At 68.0% G+C, this 15,560-nt stretch carries 11 protein-coding genes; 2 read left to right on the forward strand and 9 right to left on the reverse strand.

Annotation, left to right across the window (positions count from 1 at the left end):
• Position 1: 1 nt before the first annotated feature.
• Positions 2–961, forward strand: a complete 960-nt coding sequence (cysK, locus tag AC3ITM_RS14995) for a cysteine synthase A (protein WP_489266110.1) — start codon at positions 2–4, stop codon at positions 959–961.
• Between the two features lie 246 nt (positions 962–1,207).
• The gene (locus AC3ITM_RS15000; RefSeq protein WP_489266111.1) at positions 1,208–1,807 is read left to right on the forward strand and encodes an O-acetyl-ADP-ribose deacetylase; all 600 of its coding nucleotides are present in this window, start codon (positions 1,208–1,210) and stop codon (positions 1,805–1,807) included.
• A gap of 18 nt (positions 1,808–1,825) precedes the next feature.
• Here the strand turns inward: AC3ITM_RS15000 and AC3ITM_RS15005 are convergent, their stop codons facing one another.
• From AC3ITM_RS15005 to gap, 9 genes are all read right to left on the reverse strand, one after another.
• Positions 1,826–3,151 carry a M1 family metallopeptidase gene (locus AC3ITM_RS15005; protein ID WP_489266113.1) on the reverse strand — a complete coding sequence of 442 codons (1,326 nt, stop codon included), beginning with the start codon at positions 3,149–3,151 and terminating at the stop codon, positions 1,826–1,828.
• Positions 3,152–3,436: 285 nt separating this feature from the next.
• Positions 3,437–4,351, reverse strand: a complete 915-nt coding sequence (locus AC3ITM_RS15010) for an IS110 family RNA-guided transposase (protein WP_489266115.1) — start codon at positions 4,349–4,351, stop codon at positions 3,437–3,439.
• 1,080 nt (positions 4,352–5,431) lie between these two features.
• Complete coding sequence (locus AC3ITM_RS15015) at positions 5,432–6,436, reverse strand: class I fructose-bisphosphate aldolase (RefSeq protein ID WP_228887433.1); 1,005 nt, start codon at positions 6,434–6,436, stop codon at positions 5,432–5,434.
• 247 nt (positions 6,437–6,683) lie between these two features.
• Positions 6,684–8,150, reverse strand: coding sequence for a pyruvate kinase (gene pyk, locus AC3ITM_RS15020; protein WP_489266117.1), 1,467 nt, complete (start codon positions 8,148–8,150; stop codon positions 6,684–6,686).
• A gap of 213 nt (positions 8,151–8,363) precedes the next feature.
• Positions 8,364–9,032 carry an HAD hydrolase-like protein gene (locus tag AC3ITM_RS15025; RefSeq protein ID WP_489266119.1) on the reverse strand — a complete coding sequence of 223 codons (669 nt, stop codon included), beginning with the start codon at positions 9,030–9,032 and terminating at the stop codon, positions 8,364–8,366.
• Between the two features lie 38 nt (positions 9,033–9,070).
• On the reverse strand, positions 9,071–10,246 hold the full coding sequence (locus AC3ITM_RS15030) for a phosphoglycerate kinase (protein WP_489266121.1): 1,176 nt from the start codon (positions 10,244–10,246) through the stop codon (positions 9,071–9,073).
• A gap of 124 nt (positions 10,247–10,370) precedes the next feature.
• The gene (locus AC3ITM_RS15035) at positions 10,371–11,732 is read right to left on the reverse strand and encodes a DUF3999 domain-containing protein (protein ID WP_489266122.1); all 1,362 of its coding nucleotides are present in this window, start codon (positions 11,730–11,732) and stop codon (positions 10,371–10,373) included.
• Positions 11,729–14,365 carry a DUF2339 domain-containing protein gene (locus AC3ITM_RS15040; RefSeq protein WP_489266124.1) on the reverse strand — a complete coding sequence of 879 codons (2,637 nt, stop codon included), beginning with the start codon at positions 14,363–14,365 and terminating at the stop codon, positions 11,729–11,731. The genes AC3ITM_RS15035 and AC3ITM_RS15040 overlap by 4 nt, the downstream gene beginning before the upstream one ends.
• Before the next feature lie 155 nt (positions 14,366–14,520).
• A complete protein-coding gene (gene gap, locus AC3ITM_RS15045; protein WP_489266125.1) occupies positions 14,521–15,522 on the reverse strand; it encodes a type I glyceraldehyde-3-phosphate dehydrogenase in 1,002 nt (333 codons plus the stop codon).
• Positions 15,523–15,560 lie beyond the last annotated feature (38 nt).

The following is a 15,560-nucleotide window of genomic DNA, read 5'->3' on the forward strand; positions in this document are numbered from 1 at the left end:
CATGGCCCTGTACAACTCGATCCTGGACACCATCGGCAACACCCCGGTGGTGCGCCTGAACCGCCTCGCCCCGGCGCATGTCACCGTGTATGCCAAGGTCGAGTCGTTCAACCCCGGCGGCTCGGTCAAGGACCGGCTGGCGCTGGCGATCATCCTCGACGCCGAAGCCCGGGGCGTGCTCAAGCCCGGCGACACCATCGTCGAAGCGACCTCGGGCAACACCGGCGTGGCGCTGGCGATGGTGGCCGCCGCGCGCGGCTACAAGTTCGTGGCCACCATGGTGGAAACCTTCTCGATCGAGCGCCGCAAGCTGATGCGCGCCTACGGCGCCAAGGTGATCCTGACCCCGGCCGCCGAGCGCGGCTCGGGCATGGTGCGCCGGGCGAAGGAACTGGCCGAGGAGCACGGCTGGTTCCTGGCCAGCCAGTTCGCCAACCCGGCCAATCCGGCCTACCACCGCAATACCACCGCCCCGGAGATCCTGCGCGACTTCGCCGGCAGGCGGCTGGACTACTTCGTGACCGGCTGGGGCACCGGCGGCACGCTGACCGGGGTGGGTGAAGTGCTCAAGGTGGCGCGACCGGACACCCGCATCGTGGCCACCGAACCCACCGGCGCGGCCCTGCTCAAGAGCGAGGAATGGAAGCCGCACAAGATCCAGGGCTGGACCCCGGACTTCGTGCCCGACGTGCTCAACCGCAACGTCTACGACGAACTGCTGAGCATCGACGATGCCCGCGCGATCGACACCTCGCGGCGGCTGGCTGCCGAGGAAGGCATCTTCGTCGGCATCTCGGCCGGCGCCACCGTGGCCAGTGCGCTGGACATCGCCGAGCGCGCCGCGCCGGGCAGCGTGATCCTGGCGATGCTGCCCGACACCGGCGAGCGTTACTTCTCCACGCCGCTGTTTGCCGACATCAATGACGGCTCCGACGACGACTGGCTGGCCGGTCTGCCCTGATCCCCGCGTTGTCCTGCATATCCCACCGACGCCCACCTCCTGGTGGGCGTGTTCGTATTCAGGCGGCGATTCCGCCTTCATCTGCGGTGAAGGCAGCGCCCCCCATCGTGTGAATGCGGGGCAGTGCGCGCCGGGTCGCACTGCCTGAGACGACGATGACGCAGTCTGGACGCCCTGCCCGCTAACGTGCAGGGGTCGAGGTGGCATCCCGTTGCATGGACCCGGTTTCAGTCAGGAGTGGTACGCATGAAGATCGAAGTGTGGCAGGGCGACATCACGACCCTGGCGGTGGATGCGATCGTCAATGCGGCCAATGAATCCCTGCTCGGCGGCGGCGGCGTGGACGGCGCGATCCACCGCGCGGCCGGCCCACAGCTGCTGGCCGAATGCCAGGCGCTGGCCGAAATCCGCCCGGGGGTCCGCTGCACCACCGGCGAGGTCCGCGCCACGGCGGCCTACCAGCTGCCCGCACGACATGTCTTCCATACCGTCGGCCCGGTCTGGCAGGACGGCCAACGCGACGAACCGGCGCTGCTGGCCAACTGCTACTGGAAGTCGCTGCAGCTGGCCGAAAAGCTGGACGTGCAGTCGATCGCGTTCCCGGCGATCAGCTGCGGGGTGTTCGGCTACCCGCTGCACCAGGCCGCGCAGATCGCCGCCACCGAGATCCTGACCTGGCAGCGTTCGCACCAGCAACCGCGGCGGATCATCCTGGTGGCCTACAACGCGGCCACGTTCAAGGCCTACCAGTCGGCGCTGGCCGCACAGGGCCAACCGATCGATGCCCCGCCCTCGCCGCTGCTGCCGTCGCTGGAGCTCGGCCTGCCACCGGCGGCCGCGCACTGAGGGCGCCACCGGGGCCGGTTACCCCGCCGCTGCACCTGCGGTGTAGACCCATTGCTCGAAGAACGGCTGCAGCGAACGTCCCGCGGCCTTCTCCATGGCGCGCTGGAAATCGGCGGTGACCACCGAACGGCCGTCGTTGGCCCGGGTGTAGTGGCCGATACCGCGCCAGAACACCTCCTCGCCCAGTTCGCTGCGCAGCAGATGCAGGACGTAGGCCCCCTTCTGATAGACCACCGTGCGGTCGTCGCCGCTGGGCGAATCCCAGTCGGCATAGACCAGCGCATGGTCGGCGCCCTTCGCACGCACGGCCTCCCAGCGCGTGCGCCAGCGCTGCACCTGCGATTGATAGGCCGCCTCGCCCTGCGCCTGCTGCAGGTAGGCGGCGGTCATGAAGTTGGCGAACCCCTCATTGAGCCAGAAATGCTGCCAGCTGGCGCAGGTCACCCGGTTGCCCCACCACTGGTGCGCGGCCTCATGGGCCATCAGCGCGGTCTGGCTGGCATCGCCGAGCACATCCTGACCGTACGCCTCGGACATCAGCGACAGCCCGGCCATCTCCTGGCCGATGGTGCGCGCCACCAGTACCTGCTGGTAGTGGCCGCGATACGGCAGGCCGGCGCGCGCGGCGAAGAAGTCGAGCATGTCGCCGGTGCGCGCGAAAACGCGGCGCAACTGGGCCGGCGTACGGTCCACGGAAAGGAAACGCAGCTGGGCCGCCCCATGCGGTTGCGTGGCCTGCTGGTAGCGGCCTGCCGCGAAGCCATACACATAGGCGGGCATCGGCGTATCCAGCCGCCAGCGATGTTCACGGCGTCCGTCGGCCAGCGTGCGCACGGGCAGCGCGCGCCCGGTGCCGGTGGCCAGCAGCGCCGGCGGCAGCGTCACCGACAGGTCGAGCGTGGCGCGCTCGTCCGGTGCGTCCACCGAGGGCATCCATTGGCGGGTGGAGAAGATCGTATAGACCTCTTCGCGCGCAGGGGCGAATTCCAGGCCGAACGCCGGCGTGCCCTGGTAGAGGATCCGCAGCTCGGCCACGGCGCCGCGTTTGAGCGGCGTGGGGAAGCGGATGCGCAGCTGCTGGTCGCCCTGTTCGAAGGCCAGCACGCGATCGCCCTGCATCACTGCGGTCACCTCAAGCTCGCCCACATCCAGGGTGAGCGTGGGCAGCGGCTGCTCGGCCCTGAAGCGGATGGTCTGCCGGCCCTGTACGCGCTTGGCGGCGATGTCGGGCACCAGCGCGATCGCGTAGTGCAGCACATCGAATCCGCGCGACGGCGCGGCCTGCGCGACGGCGCAGGCAAGGAGCAGCGGTGACAGCAGCAGAGCACAGGCACGTACGATCATCGGATCGATCCAGGCAAACGATGGAGTGCATCGTGACAGAGCACCGGGAGGTTGGCCAAAAGGTTATTCGCCGATTTACGGGAAGTCGGCTGCGAACTACAGCGTCAGATCAAAGGCAGTGACCGACATATGCGCTGGTTGGGTTGGCACGGGTGGGTTTGCGGGACACGCCGTAAATCCATCCGTGGAGCAACTGTGTTGCCGGGGAGCTTCCCCGTGCCCGGCGCGCAGGCACGGTAGTGCCGGCCGCTGGCCGGCAGCCTTTTGAGGCCCTACGGGCGCGCGTCAGGCGGGGATCGATCCGCTTTGGGCGTCGCGCACGCGGGCGTTGAGGATCACCAGCATCTTCCGCATCACCGCCACGATGGCCACTTTGCCTTCCTTGCCGCGAGCTCGCAGCGACTGATAAAAGTCGCGCAATCGCGGTTCATGCCGCATGGCCGACATGCTGGCCATATAAAGCACCTGACGGATCTCGGCTCTGCCGCCATGGATGCTTCGTTTCCCACGTATCGTCCCGCTGTCGTGGGACATCGGCGCCACCCCAACCAGACTGGCGATGGCCTTGCCGCTGATCTTGCCCAGCTCGGGCAGATAACTGGCCAGTACCGCCTGCAGCCCTGGACCGACGCCTTTCATCGACTTCAGCACAGCCAGTTGAGGCTGCTGAGAGACCTGCTCGGCAATCTGCTTTCCCAGTCGTTCAACCAGCGTATGCAGGCGTGTGATATTGGTCTGCAGCAGCTGGCGCAATTCACGATTGCCCACCATTTCCTGTTGCTGCCGCGCGACGGTTAGCGCGTGCATCGCCTGTCGACGTGCGCACACGAATTCCCGCATCTTCTGCTGCCAAGGCTCCAGCGGCTGATAGGAAGGCAGTTTCACCAAGGCAGCCATCTGCGCCAATGCATAGGCGTCCAAACGGTCGGTCTTGGCCACCTGGCCAAGGCCTTGGGCCAGTTTTCGGGCCCGCAGGGCATTGGCCCGGACCACCGGATGACCTGCCTTGTGCAGGAAGTCCAGCACGGGCTGCTCGTAGCCGCCGGTGGCCTCCAGCACGATCTGGATCGCCGGGTGTTTCCTCAGCCAAGCGTCCAATTCAGCAAAGCCAGAGCGGGTATTGCTGACCCGCAGGGTCTCCCCGTCCGTCGTGCCAACATCAAGCTGGCGCTTGCTGACATCAATCCCGATCCCGTTCATCGCCCGACTCCGTATAGTCTGGAAGGGTCGAGAGCTCCCCCGCTTGCCCAGTCTTATCACTGCGAGTGTCAGCTCCAGCAACTGTTCGGGCGGATCAAGGGAGATTCCGGCGTGGGCGCCAAGCTCCATGACGATCGTCGAGATCCAGGCTTGCACGGCGGCCCACGCCGGCTCTCGACGCCTACGCTGCCAGATTCCGAACAGATAAGGCTTGGCGAAAACTTGCTCGGGTGCGCTGTCCTGCGCACTCGGCAAGGCCGGGGTTGGGCGTCCTGCCCAACCCGTCCGGCGTATACGCCGGACCCATGTTTTCGACAGTCCCACCAACCCACCCGCGCCAACCCTCCACACATGGCTGGCACGCATGGAAAAGCGTAGGTCCGAGCCACGCTCGGACAGCGCGATGCCGAGACGATGCGTGTCCGACCATGGGTCGGACCTACCTGTGATGGGGTTGCCAGGAACTGGAGCAACGTCAGACCGTGGTCGGACAGCTGTTGCTGTTGCTGTTGCTCGTGATCTTGATCCACCTCCCCCTTGGAGCGAGCCGAGCATCACAGCGGCATCGGGGGCGAAGAGGCGCGGCCAAGCATGAAGCGTGCTGAGGTCTGTGCGGCAGCACATGGGCGCGTGGCGACGCGCTGGAACAACGGGCGTCCGCTGGTCTGGGGGCGCGAGCGCAGCGAGTTCCGCGCCGTCCCCCGATGACGCGAGAAGCGCAGGGCACCGGCGGGCGCAGCCCGACGGCGAGCGGACGGGGGCGTGTTCTTTGGTTACTTTCTTGCACGAGCACCAGCGCCGCAGGAGCGGCGCGGAACAGCGTAGCTGGCCCGTAGGGTGGCGCACAGGGATGTGCGCCATCAGAAAGTGACTCGCGCCCCGGAGGGGCACGAAACGCTTTTGAAGTTATCCGCGAAGCGGAAACAGCAGCGGCAACAACCGGACAACGGCCGGCCCTACCCGGTGGCATGTCCCCCGCAATGCCGCAGCATTTGACGGACTGTAGCCCGGAAATAGGCGAAGAACCAAAAAAAACGCCGGCGCGAGGCCGGCGTTTCTTCATTCGCGGTCAGGCCGGTATCAGCCGTTCCACTTGCCCTGTGCGGCCAGGCCGTTTTCCTTGGCGCGGTCGTACACGGTCTGCTGGGCCTTGGCGATGTTGGCCTTGGTGTCCTTGGCCCACAGCTTCAGCGCGGCCTGCTGCATGGCGCGGCCGTAGGAGAAGCTCAGCGGCCACGGCAGGTTGCCCATCTGGTTCATTGCATCCAGGTGCGCGGTGGACTGTTCGTCGGTCTGACCGCCGGACAGGAACACCACGCCCGGCAGGATCGCCGGCACGGTGCTCTTGAGGCACATCACGGTCGACTCGGCCACTTCCTCGACGTCGGCCTGCTCTTCGCAGCCCTTGCCCGAGATGACCATCGAGGCCTTCAGGATGGTGCCTTCCAGCAGCACGTTCTGCTGGTACAGCGCGTCGAACAGCGAACGCAGGGTGGCTTCGGTGACTTCGTAGCAGGTCTCGATGTCGTGGTCGCCGTCCATGATCACTTCCGGCTCGACCATCGGCACCAGGCCGCATTCCTGGCACAGCGCCGCATAACGGGCCAGCGCATGCGCGTTGGACTCGATGCAGGTGCCCGACGGGATGCTCTCGCCGATGTTGATCACCGCACGCCACTTGGCAAAACGCGCACCCAGCTTGTAGTACTCCTGCAGGCGCTCGCGCAGGCCGTCCAGGCCTTCGGTCACCAGCTCACCGGGGCAGCCGGCCAGCGCGTGGGCGCCCTTGTCGACCTTGATGCCCGGGATGATGCCGTGGTCGGCCATGTACTTGGCGAACGGCACGCCGTCCTTGGTGGACTGACGGATGGTTTCGTCGTACAGGATCGCGCCGGAGATATGCTCGTTCAGCTTCGGCGTGGTCAGCAGCATTTCGCGGTAGGCGCGACGGTTCTCTTCGGTGTTTTCCAGGCCGACGCTGGCGAAGCGCTTGCCGATGGTGCCGGTGGATTCGTCGATCGCGATGATGCCCTTGCCCGGGGCGACCATGGCCTGGGCGGTTTCAGCCAGCTGTTCGATGCTCATGTATTTCCTGTGGCGGGTGCGGGAAAACCCCAATTATAGCGGGCCGCCCCCGTGAACTGGCTGTACACGCGATCTGGAAACGCTTTCACCCATGCAGAGCGCGTATTCGGGGATGTGTCCGGGTGAAAGCCCCCTGCGTCAGGGGGCGGCCGCGAAGCGGCCGGGGTGTGGGTGCTGATAAGAAGGGGCCCACGGTTTGCAGCGCAAACCGTGGGGCGACAGCGCGCATGCGATGGCGCGTATCCCCCTACAGCTCGCCCAGGCCGCTGGCGCGGCCGTCTTCGCCCACTTCCAGCAGGCGCAGGGTGTTGGTGGCGCCATGGGTTTCCATGTGCTCACCGCTGGTAAACACCACCCGGTCGCCGGCCTGCAGCTGGTTGGCTTCCACCAGCAGGCGGATGCTGCCGCGGGCCGCTTCGCGCGGGGTGAAACCACGGCTGTCGAAGTTGATCGGGAACACATCGCGCATCAGCGCCATCTGCCGGCGCGCGCCATCGTGGCGGGTCACCGCGAACACCGGGGCCGAGGCACGGAAGCGCGACAGGTAACGCGCGGTGTCACCGGATTCGGTCATCGCCACGATCGCGCGCACGCCCACGTGCTGGGACAGGAACATGGTGGCCATGGCGATGGCCTGGTCGGCACGCTCCAGCCCGCGCGGCGAGGCGCCGAAGTCGGTCTCGGTCTGGAACTGGCGCTCGGCACCCAGGCAGATCCGCGCCATCGCTTCGACCGCCTTGACCGGATACGCACCGGCGGCGGTTTCGGCCGACAGCATCACCGCATCGGTACCGTCGATGACCGAGTTGGCCACGTCCAGGACTTCGGCGCGGGTCGGGATCGGGCTTTCCACCATCGACTGCAGCATCTGGGTGGCGGTGATCACCACCTTGTTCTGCGCCAGCGAGGCCTTGATGATCTTCTTCTGCAGGCCCGGCAGTTCGGCATCGCCGATTTCCACGCCCAGGTCGCCACGGGCCACCATCACCACGTCGCTGGCGTCGATGATCTCTTCCAGGTTCTCGATCGCTTCGGTGCGCTCGATCTTGGACACCAGCGCGGCGTAGCAGCCGTGCGATTCGGCGATCTCGCGGGCGTCGTTCATGTCCTGCGCATTGCGGCAGAACGAGACGGCGATGAAGTCCACCCCGATCTTGGCCACGATGCCGATCAGTTCCTTGTCGCGCTCGGTCAGCGCGCCCAGCGACAGGCCGCCGCCCTGCTTGTTCAGGCCCTTGCGGTCGGACAGCACGCCGTCGTTGAGCACGGTGTTGATGATGCGCTCGCCCTGCACTTCAAGCACCTGCAGCTGCATCAGGCCATCGTCGAGCAGCAGCACGTCGCCGGCCACCACGTCCTGCGGCAGGCCCAGGTAGCTCACGCCCACCTGGGTGGTGTCGCCCGGCGGCGGGGTGGCCGAGGCCACCAGGTCGAAGCGGTCGCCGGCCTTGAGCTTGATCTTGCCTTCGGTGAAACGCTCGATGCGGATCTTCGGGCCCGGCAGGTCGGCCAGGATGCCCACTTCCACGCCCACGCGTTGCGCGGCGGCGCGCACGTCGGCGGCGCGCTTGGCCTGGCCGGACGGATCGCCGTGGCTGAAATTCAAACGCACCACGTTCACGCCGGCGCGGAACAGATCCTCCAGCACGCCCGGCGGGTCGGTCGCCGGTCCGAGGGTGGCGAGGATCTTGGTGCGGCGCTGACGCTCAATCATGGTAAATGGGCTCCCGGGAAAGAACTGAAATTAGCACACCCTTCACGTCCCATGAATACGTTTACAGCCTTGGCGCAGCTGGTTCTTGCCGATGTCCTGCAGACAGCGGCGGACCGCCGGGCGGACATCGGTCGACCGCGATGCCGCAGCAAGCCCCGACCCGGCTGGCTTTGCGCGCGACATGCGGCGGCGTACGGGACGCCGCCGGATGCCTCAGGCGAGCACGGCCAGCAGCTCATCCGGGGCGCTCACCAGGTGCTGCGCGCCGGCCGATTGCAGCTCCTGGGCGCCGCCAAATCCCCACAACACGCCGATATTGCGCATGCCGTGATGGCGCGCGCCGGCGATATCCATGCGCCGGTCGCCGATCATCCAGCACTGCCCGGGCGTCAATGACAGCCGCTGCAGCGCCTCGGCGACCAGCTGCGGCTTCTCGCTGCGGCTGCCGTCGATGGTCGCCCCGACCACCTCCTCGAAGCACCCGCCGAACGGCAGGTGCGCGATGATGCGGCGCGCGTGCGGTTCGTTCTTGGCGGTGACGATGGCCAGCCGGTGGCCGCGGCCGTGCAGGTCCTGCACGACCTCGCCGATCCGCGGGTACACCTCATGCTCGCGCCAGCCGACCACGTCGAAGCGTTCGCGGTAGTAGGTCACCGCCTGCTCCACATCGGCCGGGTCATCGAACAGCGGCGCGAAGCTGGTGCGCAGCGACGGCCCGATCCAGTGCCGCAGTTGCTCCAGCGGCGGCACCGGCTTGCCCATCCGGGTCAGCGCATGCGCCACGCACTGGGTGATGCCCACGGCCGAATCGATCAGCGTACCGTCGAGGTCGAAGAACAGCGCTGCGCGCTGTTCATCGGAATGACGACCAACGGTCGTCATCCACCGGGCGTCGCCCGTCACCGACCGCTCCTCCGCCATCACGCGCCCCGGGCGTCGAGCGCGGCCACCGCCGGCAGGGTCTTGCCTTCCAGGAACTCCAGGAACGCGCCGCCACCGGTGGAGATGTAGCTCACCTCGCCGGCGATGCCGTACTTGTCGACTGCGGCCAGGGTGTCGCCACCACCGGCGATCGAGAATGCCGGCGAGGCCGCGATGGCACGGGCCAGCGCTTCGGTACCATGGCTGAAGGCCTCGAATTCGAACACGCCGACCGGGCCGTTCCAGACCACGGTGCCGGCCTTGGCGATCAGGCCCGCATAGTGCTGGGCGGTGTCCGGGCCGATGTCCAGGATCAGGTCGTCCTCGGCCACGTCGGCGACGGCCTTCACCGTGGCTTCGGCATCCGGCAGGAACTGCTTGGCCACCACCACATCGGTGGGCAGCGGGATCTCGGCGCCACGCGCCTTCGCATCGGCCACGATCTTCTTCGCGGTCTCCAGCAGGTCCGGCTCGTACAGCGACTTGCCGACCGGATGGCCGGCCGCGGCGATGAAGGTATTGGCGATGCCGCCACCGACGATCAGCTGGTCGACCTTGCCGACCAGGCTGGACAGCAGCTCCAGCTTGGTGCTGACCTTGCTGCCGGCGACGATGGCCAGCAGCGGCGGTGCGGGGGCCAGCAGCGCCTTGGCCAGCGCGTCCAGCTCGGCCATCAGCAACGGACCACCGGCGGCCACCGGGGCGAAGCGGATCACCCCGTGGGTGGAAGCCTGGGCGCGGTGCGCGGTGCCGAAGGCATCCATCACGAACACATCGCACAGTGCGGCGTACTTCTCCGCCAGCGCTTCATCGTCCTTGCCCTCGCCGACATTCATGCGGCAGTTTTCCAGCAGCACGATCGATCCCGGCGCCACTGCCACGCCATCGACCCAGTCGCGCACCAGCGGCACGTCCACGCCAAGCAGGGCCGACAGGCGCAGCGCCACCGGCGCCAGCGAGTCGGCTTCGCTCCATACCCCTTCCTTCGGCCGCCCCAGGTGCGAGGTGACCATCACCGCCGCGCCCTTCTCCAGGGCCAGCTTCAACGTCGGCAACGATGCGCTGATGCGCTGCTCGGAGGTGATGCGGCCGTCTTCGATCGGCACGTTCAGGTCTTGCCTGATCAACACGCGCTTGCCGGAGAGATCGAGGTCGGTCATGCGAACGATGGACATGGGGCAACTCTTTGGCGGGAAAGGAAAGGGCGCCGCGCACGGCGCAGATGCCCATTGTCCGGGCTGCGCGGGTGCATCGCAAATGGGCCGGCGATGACCGTTGGTCATCGCCGGCCGTCGCGCGTTACGCCGGATCGACCGGCTTCTGCCGCAGCAGGCTCAGCGCGAATCCGCCGACGATCAGCACGCCCAGCACCAGCAAGCCCCACAGCAGCCACTGCTTCCAGTCGCGCGGCGCCGTCAGTGCAGCATCGCCGGCCAGCACCTGCGCTGGCCCCTGCACGGTGGCCAGCGCCGGTTGCCACTGCGCGCCCTGTTGCTGGCGCAGCTGCGCGATCACCGTGCCCACCGGCGCGTCGCTGCGCGCGGCCCGCACGCTGCCGGCGACCACGCTGTAGGGCGGCTCCCCCTGGCTGAGGAACACCAGCGCCTCGGGCTGGTAACCCAGCTTCAGGGTCGGCGCCTGGCTCGGCTGCGCCTGGGCGGCCATCAGCTTCCAGTAGCGGTCGCGGCTGGCCACTGCAAGCGGCTGGGCCTGCGACTGGCGGCGCTGCGCGGCATCCTGCAGCTGGTAGGCCACCCACGGCCCGGCGCGCACCTGCCAGGGCTGTTCGGGATCGTCGCGGCTGAGCAGGGTCCACTGCACCACGCTGTTGTCGGCGGTGGCGATATCGGCCTGCGCGATCGGGAAGCGGCCGTCGAGCTGGTACTCGAACTCACCCGGCTTGCCGGCACGGCCGGCCAGCGACTGCCAGCGCCAGTCCACCGACTGCGCGGCCGGCGCCAGTTCAGCCTGCACCGCCAACAGCGTCGGCAAGGCCTGCGTGCCCAGCGGCAGGATGCGGTAGTAGCGCGCCTTGCGCCCGATCTCGATGCGTCGCTGCTGCAGCCGGCGGCCGTCGTGCTGCAGGTCCACCAGCGCCACCTCATCGGCGATGCGGTCCCAGTCGCGCAGGTCGTCGCTGGCCTCCACCCGCACCCGCGCCTGCACGGCCGCCTGGGTCTGCCAGTCCAGGCGCAGGGCCTGCACCTCGACCCGCAGGGCAGCGGCATCGATCAACCACCCGGCCGGCTGCGCGGCGGCACCGCCACGGCCCAGCCGCGCCTCGACCCGACGCACGCTGCCATCGGTATTGCGCTCGGCCAGCAGTTGCAGGTCATCGGCGGCCGAACCGCTCAGCGCCGGCAGCGGAAACCACGGCAGGTCCTGCCACTGCGCGGCCTGCGCCAGGGGTTGGTCGGCCGCCAGCAGCGCCGACGGCAGGGTCTGGCCCTGCGCGTTGAACACCTGCACATCGGCCAGCCGCGGCGATACCGCGCTGCGGTACACCGCTTCGTCCAGCATCAGCCGGTAGGCCCCGGCCTGCGGCTGGGACAGCTGCAACGGCCATTGCTGACGATAGTCCTGGCGCGCGTCGGCGGCCAGCACCAGCGCCGGTGCCGCCACCAGCGCCAGGGCCGCGATCAGGGTACGCAGAGTGTTCACGGCTGTTGCTCCAGGTCGGCATCGGGCGCGCGCGGCGGGGCCGGCGCCAGGTAACCCACGACCGTGCACAGCAGGCCGTAGGCGATGAAGGAAGAAATACCCAGCAGATTGCCCAGGTGCTGGCGGTCGATCAGCACCAGCTTGGCCAGCACCACGCCCATCAGCACCGCACCGACCAGCCACAGCGTGCGCTGGCCACGGCGCGAGCCCCACACCCAGCTGATCACCCCGAGCACGCTCCAGACCACGGTCAGGCTGGTCTGGGCCAGGGTCGAGGACCACAGCCGGCCGTTCCACGGCACCGCGCCCCAGTGGTGCACGGTGTGCAGGGTGGTGCTGGTGAGCAGGATGAAACCGGCAATGGCCAGCAACGGCACGCGCCTGGCGCCCAGTACCGGCGGCGCCTGCACCGACCACAGCCAGCGCACCGCCAGGGCCAGCACGGCCAGCTGGGCCAGTTCCATCGGATTGAGCAGCGGCAGCCACGGCAGCGGCACGGCCGATGCCGGCGCGAACAACAGGCACAGCCAACTCACGCCCAGTACCACGAACACGGTGGTGGTCAGCGCCTGGCGCAGCACATCGAAGCGCGTGCCCAGCGGGACTGCCAGCCACGGCCAGCGCAGCAGGGCGATACCGGCCAACAGCAACCAGGGCAGCAACGCCAATGCCACCGACCAGCCCTGGGCCAGGCCGAAGCGGTCGGCCAGCCACATGCAGGCCAGCGACAGCACCGTCGGCCACAGCAGCCACCAGCTGAACTGCGCCGCCAGCGCCGCCCGGCCCTGTCCATCGCGCAGGCACCACAGGCTGCGCACGCCCAGCGCGGCGAACACCGCCCAGGCCAGCGCGCCATAACCGGCGAACGGCTGCTGGTGCACATCGGCCTGCCACAGCGCCAACGGGAACGCACTCAACAGCATCGCCAGGGTGGTCAGCGCCAGCGCGCGCGCAGGCGCCCGCCGATGCACTTCGGCGGCGATCCAGGCGGTGGCCGCCACCGCGATCAGCAACGCGTCGGGGCGGCTGTCGTGCACGACAAAGCGGCCGACTTCATGCACCGCCCCGCCCAGCCACCACAGCAGGCCCCACAGGTAATACACCAGCGCCGGCGCATCCTGCCGCGCACGCCGGTAGCTCCATGCCGAAGCGAACCCGGCCACCGCCAGCAGCAGGCCGCTCATGAACGTCGGGTTGGCGATCGCGTTGGCATCGTTGTGCCAGTAATCGGCACCGACCACAAAGCCGAACGCCGCGCCCAGCTGCAGCAGGGCCGCGGCGATCTGCGGCAACCAGCGGCGCTGGCGCAGGCCCAGCCATGCCAGTGCCGCCCCTTCCAGCGCGAACACACTGGCGGTGGCCCGTGCCGACAACGCCAGCGGCACCGCCAGCGTGGCAAACCCCACCGCCAATACCGCATGCGACTGGCCCAACGCGGCATAGCGCGGACGCCGGATCAGCGCCCAGCCCAGTGCGGCGTACAGCGTGGCCAGTGCCAGCGCGCACAGCGCCAGCAGCAGACGGTCCTGGTGCAGCATGCCGGCCTGCAGCGAGAACGCGATCAGCGGGGTGCCGAACACCAGGCTGCCATCGACCAGGTCGCGCTTCTCGGCCGGCTGGCGGCGCGCGTACAGGATCGGGATCAACAGGTAGAAGGCGAAGAACAACAGCAGGAACGGTTCGGTAGTGGCGAACTTGTCGGCCTGGTACTGCAGCACGCCCCAGGCCGTGCCGATGCCGAAGGTGAAGGCAAAGCCCAGCAGGTTGAGCACCCGCCACGGCCGCCACCAGGCAATGGCCAGGATGGCGCCATTGAGCACGGCGTAATACGAGAACAGCGCGACATGGTTGCCACTGCCGGTGGACAGCCAGATCGGCGCCATGAACCCGGCCAGGATGCCCAGCACTGCCAGCGTGCGCGAGTTCTGCAGCACCGCCAGCACGCCCACCCCGGCGACCAGCAGCACGCTCATCGCAAAGGCCGGCAGCGCCTCGATCAGGTCGTAGCGTTTGAAGGCGGCGAAGATGGTCAGCAGCAGGATGCCGATCGTCCCGCCCTGCAGCGCCAGGGCGAACAGGCGGCGGCGGTCGCGCTGGATCCAGCCGAACACCAGCCCGCCCAGCGCACCGGCCGCGATCGCGGCCAGGCGCAGTTCGATCGGCGCGTTCAACCAGCCCTGGTCGCTGGCGTACTTGAGCAGCGCGGCCACACCGGCCAACAGCACCAGCATGCCGATCTTGACCGGCACATTGCCCTCGGTGAACCACTGTTTGACCGTGCCCAGCACCCGTTCGGCCAGGCCGGGGCCGGCCGGCGGCGGAGGTGGCGCCACCGCAGCGGCGGCGGGCGGTGCCAGGGGCGGCAAGGGTGGCGGCAGGTCGACGCCTCCGACCGTGGCGGCCGCCGCGACAACCTGTGCGGCGTGGGCAGCCGGCCGAGACGGTTGTTCCGTCCAGGGCAGCGGCTGTGCTGTCGGGATCGGCGTCTCGGGCCGGGCCGCCGTCGCGTCCAGGCGCTGCTGTTCCAGGGCTGCCACCCGCCGGCGCAGCCCGGAAATCATCACCAGGGCCACCACCAGCAGCACCGGAACCAGCAGCAGGACCAGCACCACCAGGGCAATCAGAGCTTCCATTCCACGCCATCCTCGAAAGGGGCCCCGGCGCCCGCCCGACCGCGCGGTACCGAGGCACGCGGCCATGCTAACTGAATCAGGGCCGGGGGCCGGGCAAAAAAACGGCGGACCCTGCGGTCCGCCGTTGATTGCCTCAAGGCATCGGCTGGCCGGTATTACGCGGCGACGACCTTGACCATTTCCAGGCACTTGTTGGAATAGCCCCACTCGTTGTCGTACCAGGACACCAGCTTGACGAAGGTACTGTCCAAGGCGATGCCTGCATCGGCGTCGAACACCGAGGTGTGGGTCTCGCCGCGGAAATCGGTGGCCACCACCTTGTCTTCGGTGTAGCCGAGGATGCCCTTCAGCGCGCCTTCGCTCTGCGCCTTCACTTCGGCGCAGATCTCGGCGTAGGTGGCTTCCTTTTCCAGCTCGACGGTCAGGTCGACCACCGACACGTCCGAGGTGGGCACGCGGAAGCTCATGCCGGTCAGCTTCTTGTTCAGCTCCGGGATCACCACGCCGACGGCCTTGGCCGCACCGGTGGAGGACGGAATGATGTTCTCCAGGATGCCGCGGCCGCCGCGCCAGTCCTTGTTGGACGGGCCGTCGACAGTCTTCTGGGTGGCGGTGGCCGCGTGCACGGTGGTCATCAGGCCGCGCTTGATGCCCCACTTGTCGTTGATCACCTTGGCCAGCGGCGCCAGGCAGTTGGTGGTGCACGATGCATTGGAGACGATCGCCTGGCCGGCGTAGGTCTTGTCGTTCACGCCGAACACGAACATCGGGGTGTCGTCCTTGGACGGGGCCGACAGGATCACCTTCTTGGCGCCGGCATCGATGTGCTTCTGCGCGGTGTCCTTGGTCAGGAACAGGCCGGTGGATTCGATCACCACGTCCACGCCCACTTCGTCCCACTTCAGGTTGGCCGGATCGCGCTCCTGGGTCAGGCGGATCTTCTTGCCATTGACCAGCAGGTCGTTGCCCGACACCGACACATCGGCCTTGAAGCGACCGTGCACCGAGTCGTACTTCAGCATGTAGGCCAGGTAGTCCGGCTCCAGCAGATCGTTGATGGCGACGATTTCGATGTCATTGCCGAAGTTCAGCACGGCCGAACGCAGCACGTTGCGCCCGATGCGACCGAAACCGTTGATGCCAACCTTGATTGCCATGTTCACAAGCTCCTGCAGCCGCGACGGTGCGGCGCCGA

The organism is Stenotrophomonas sp. KH_029 (assembly GCF_057839765.1).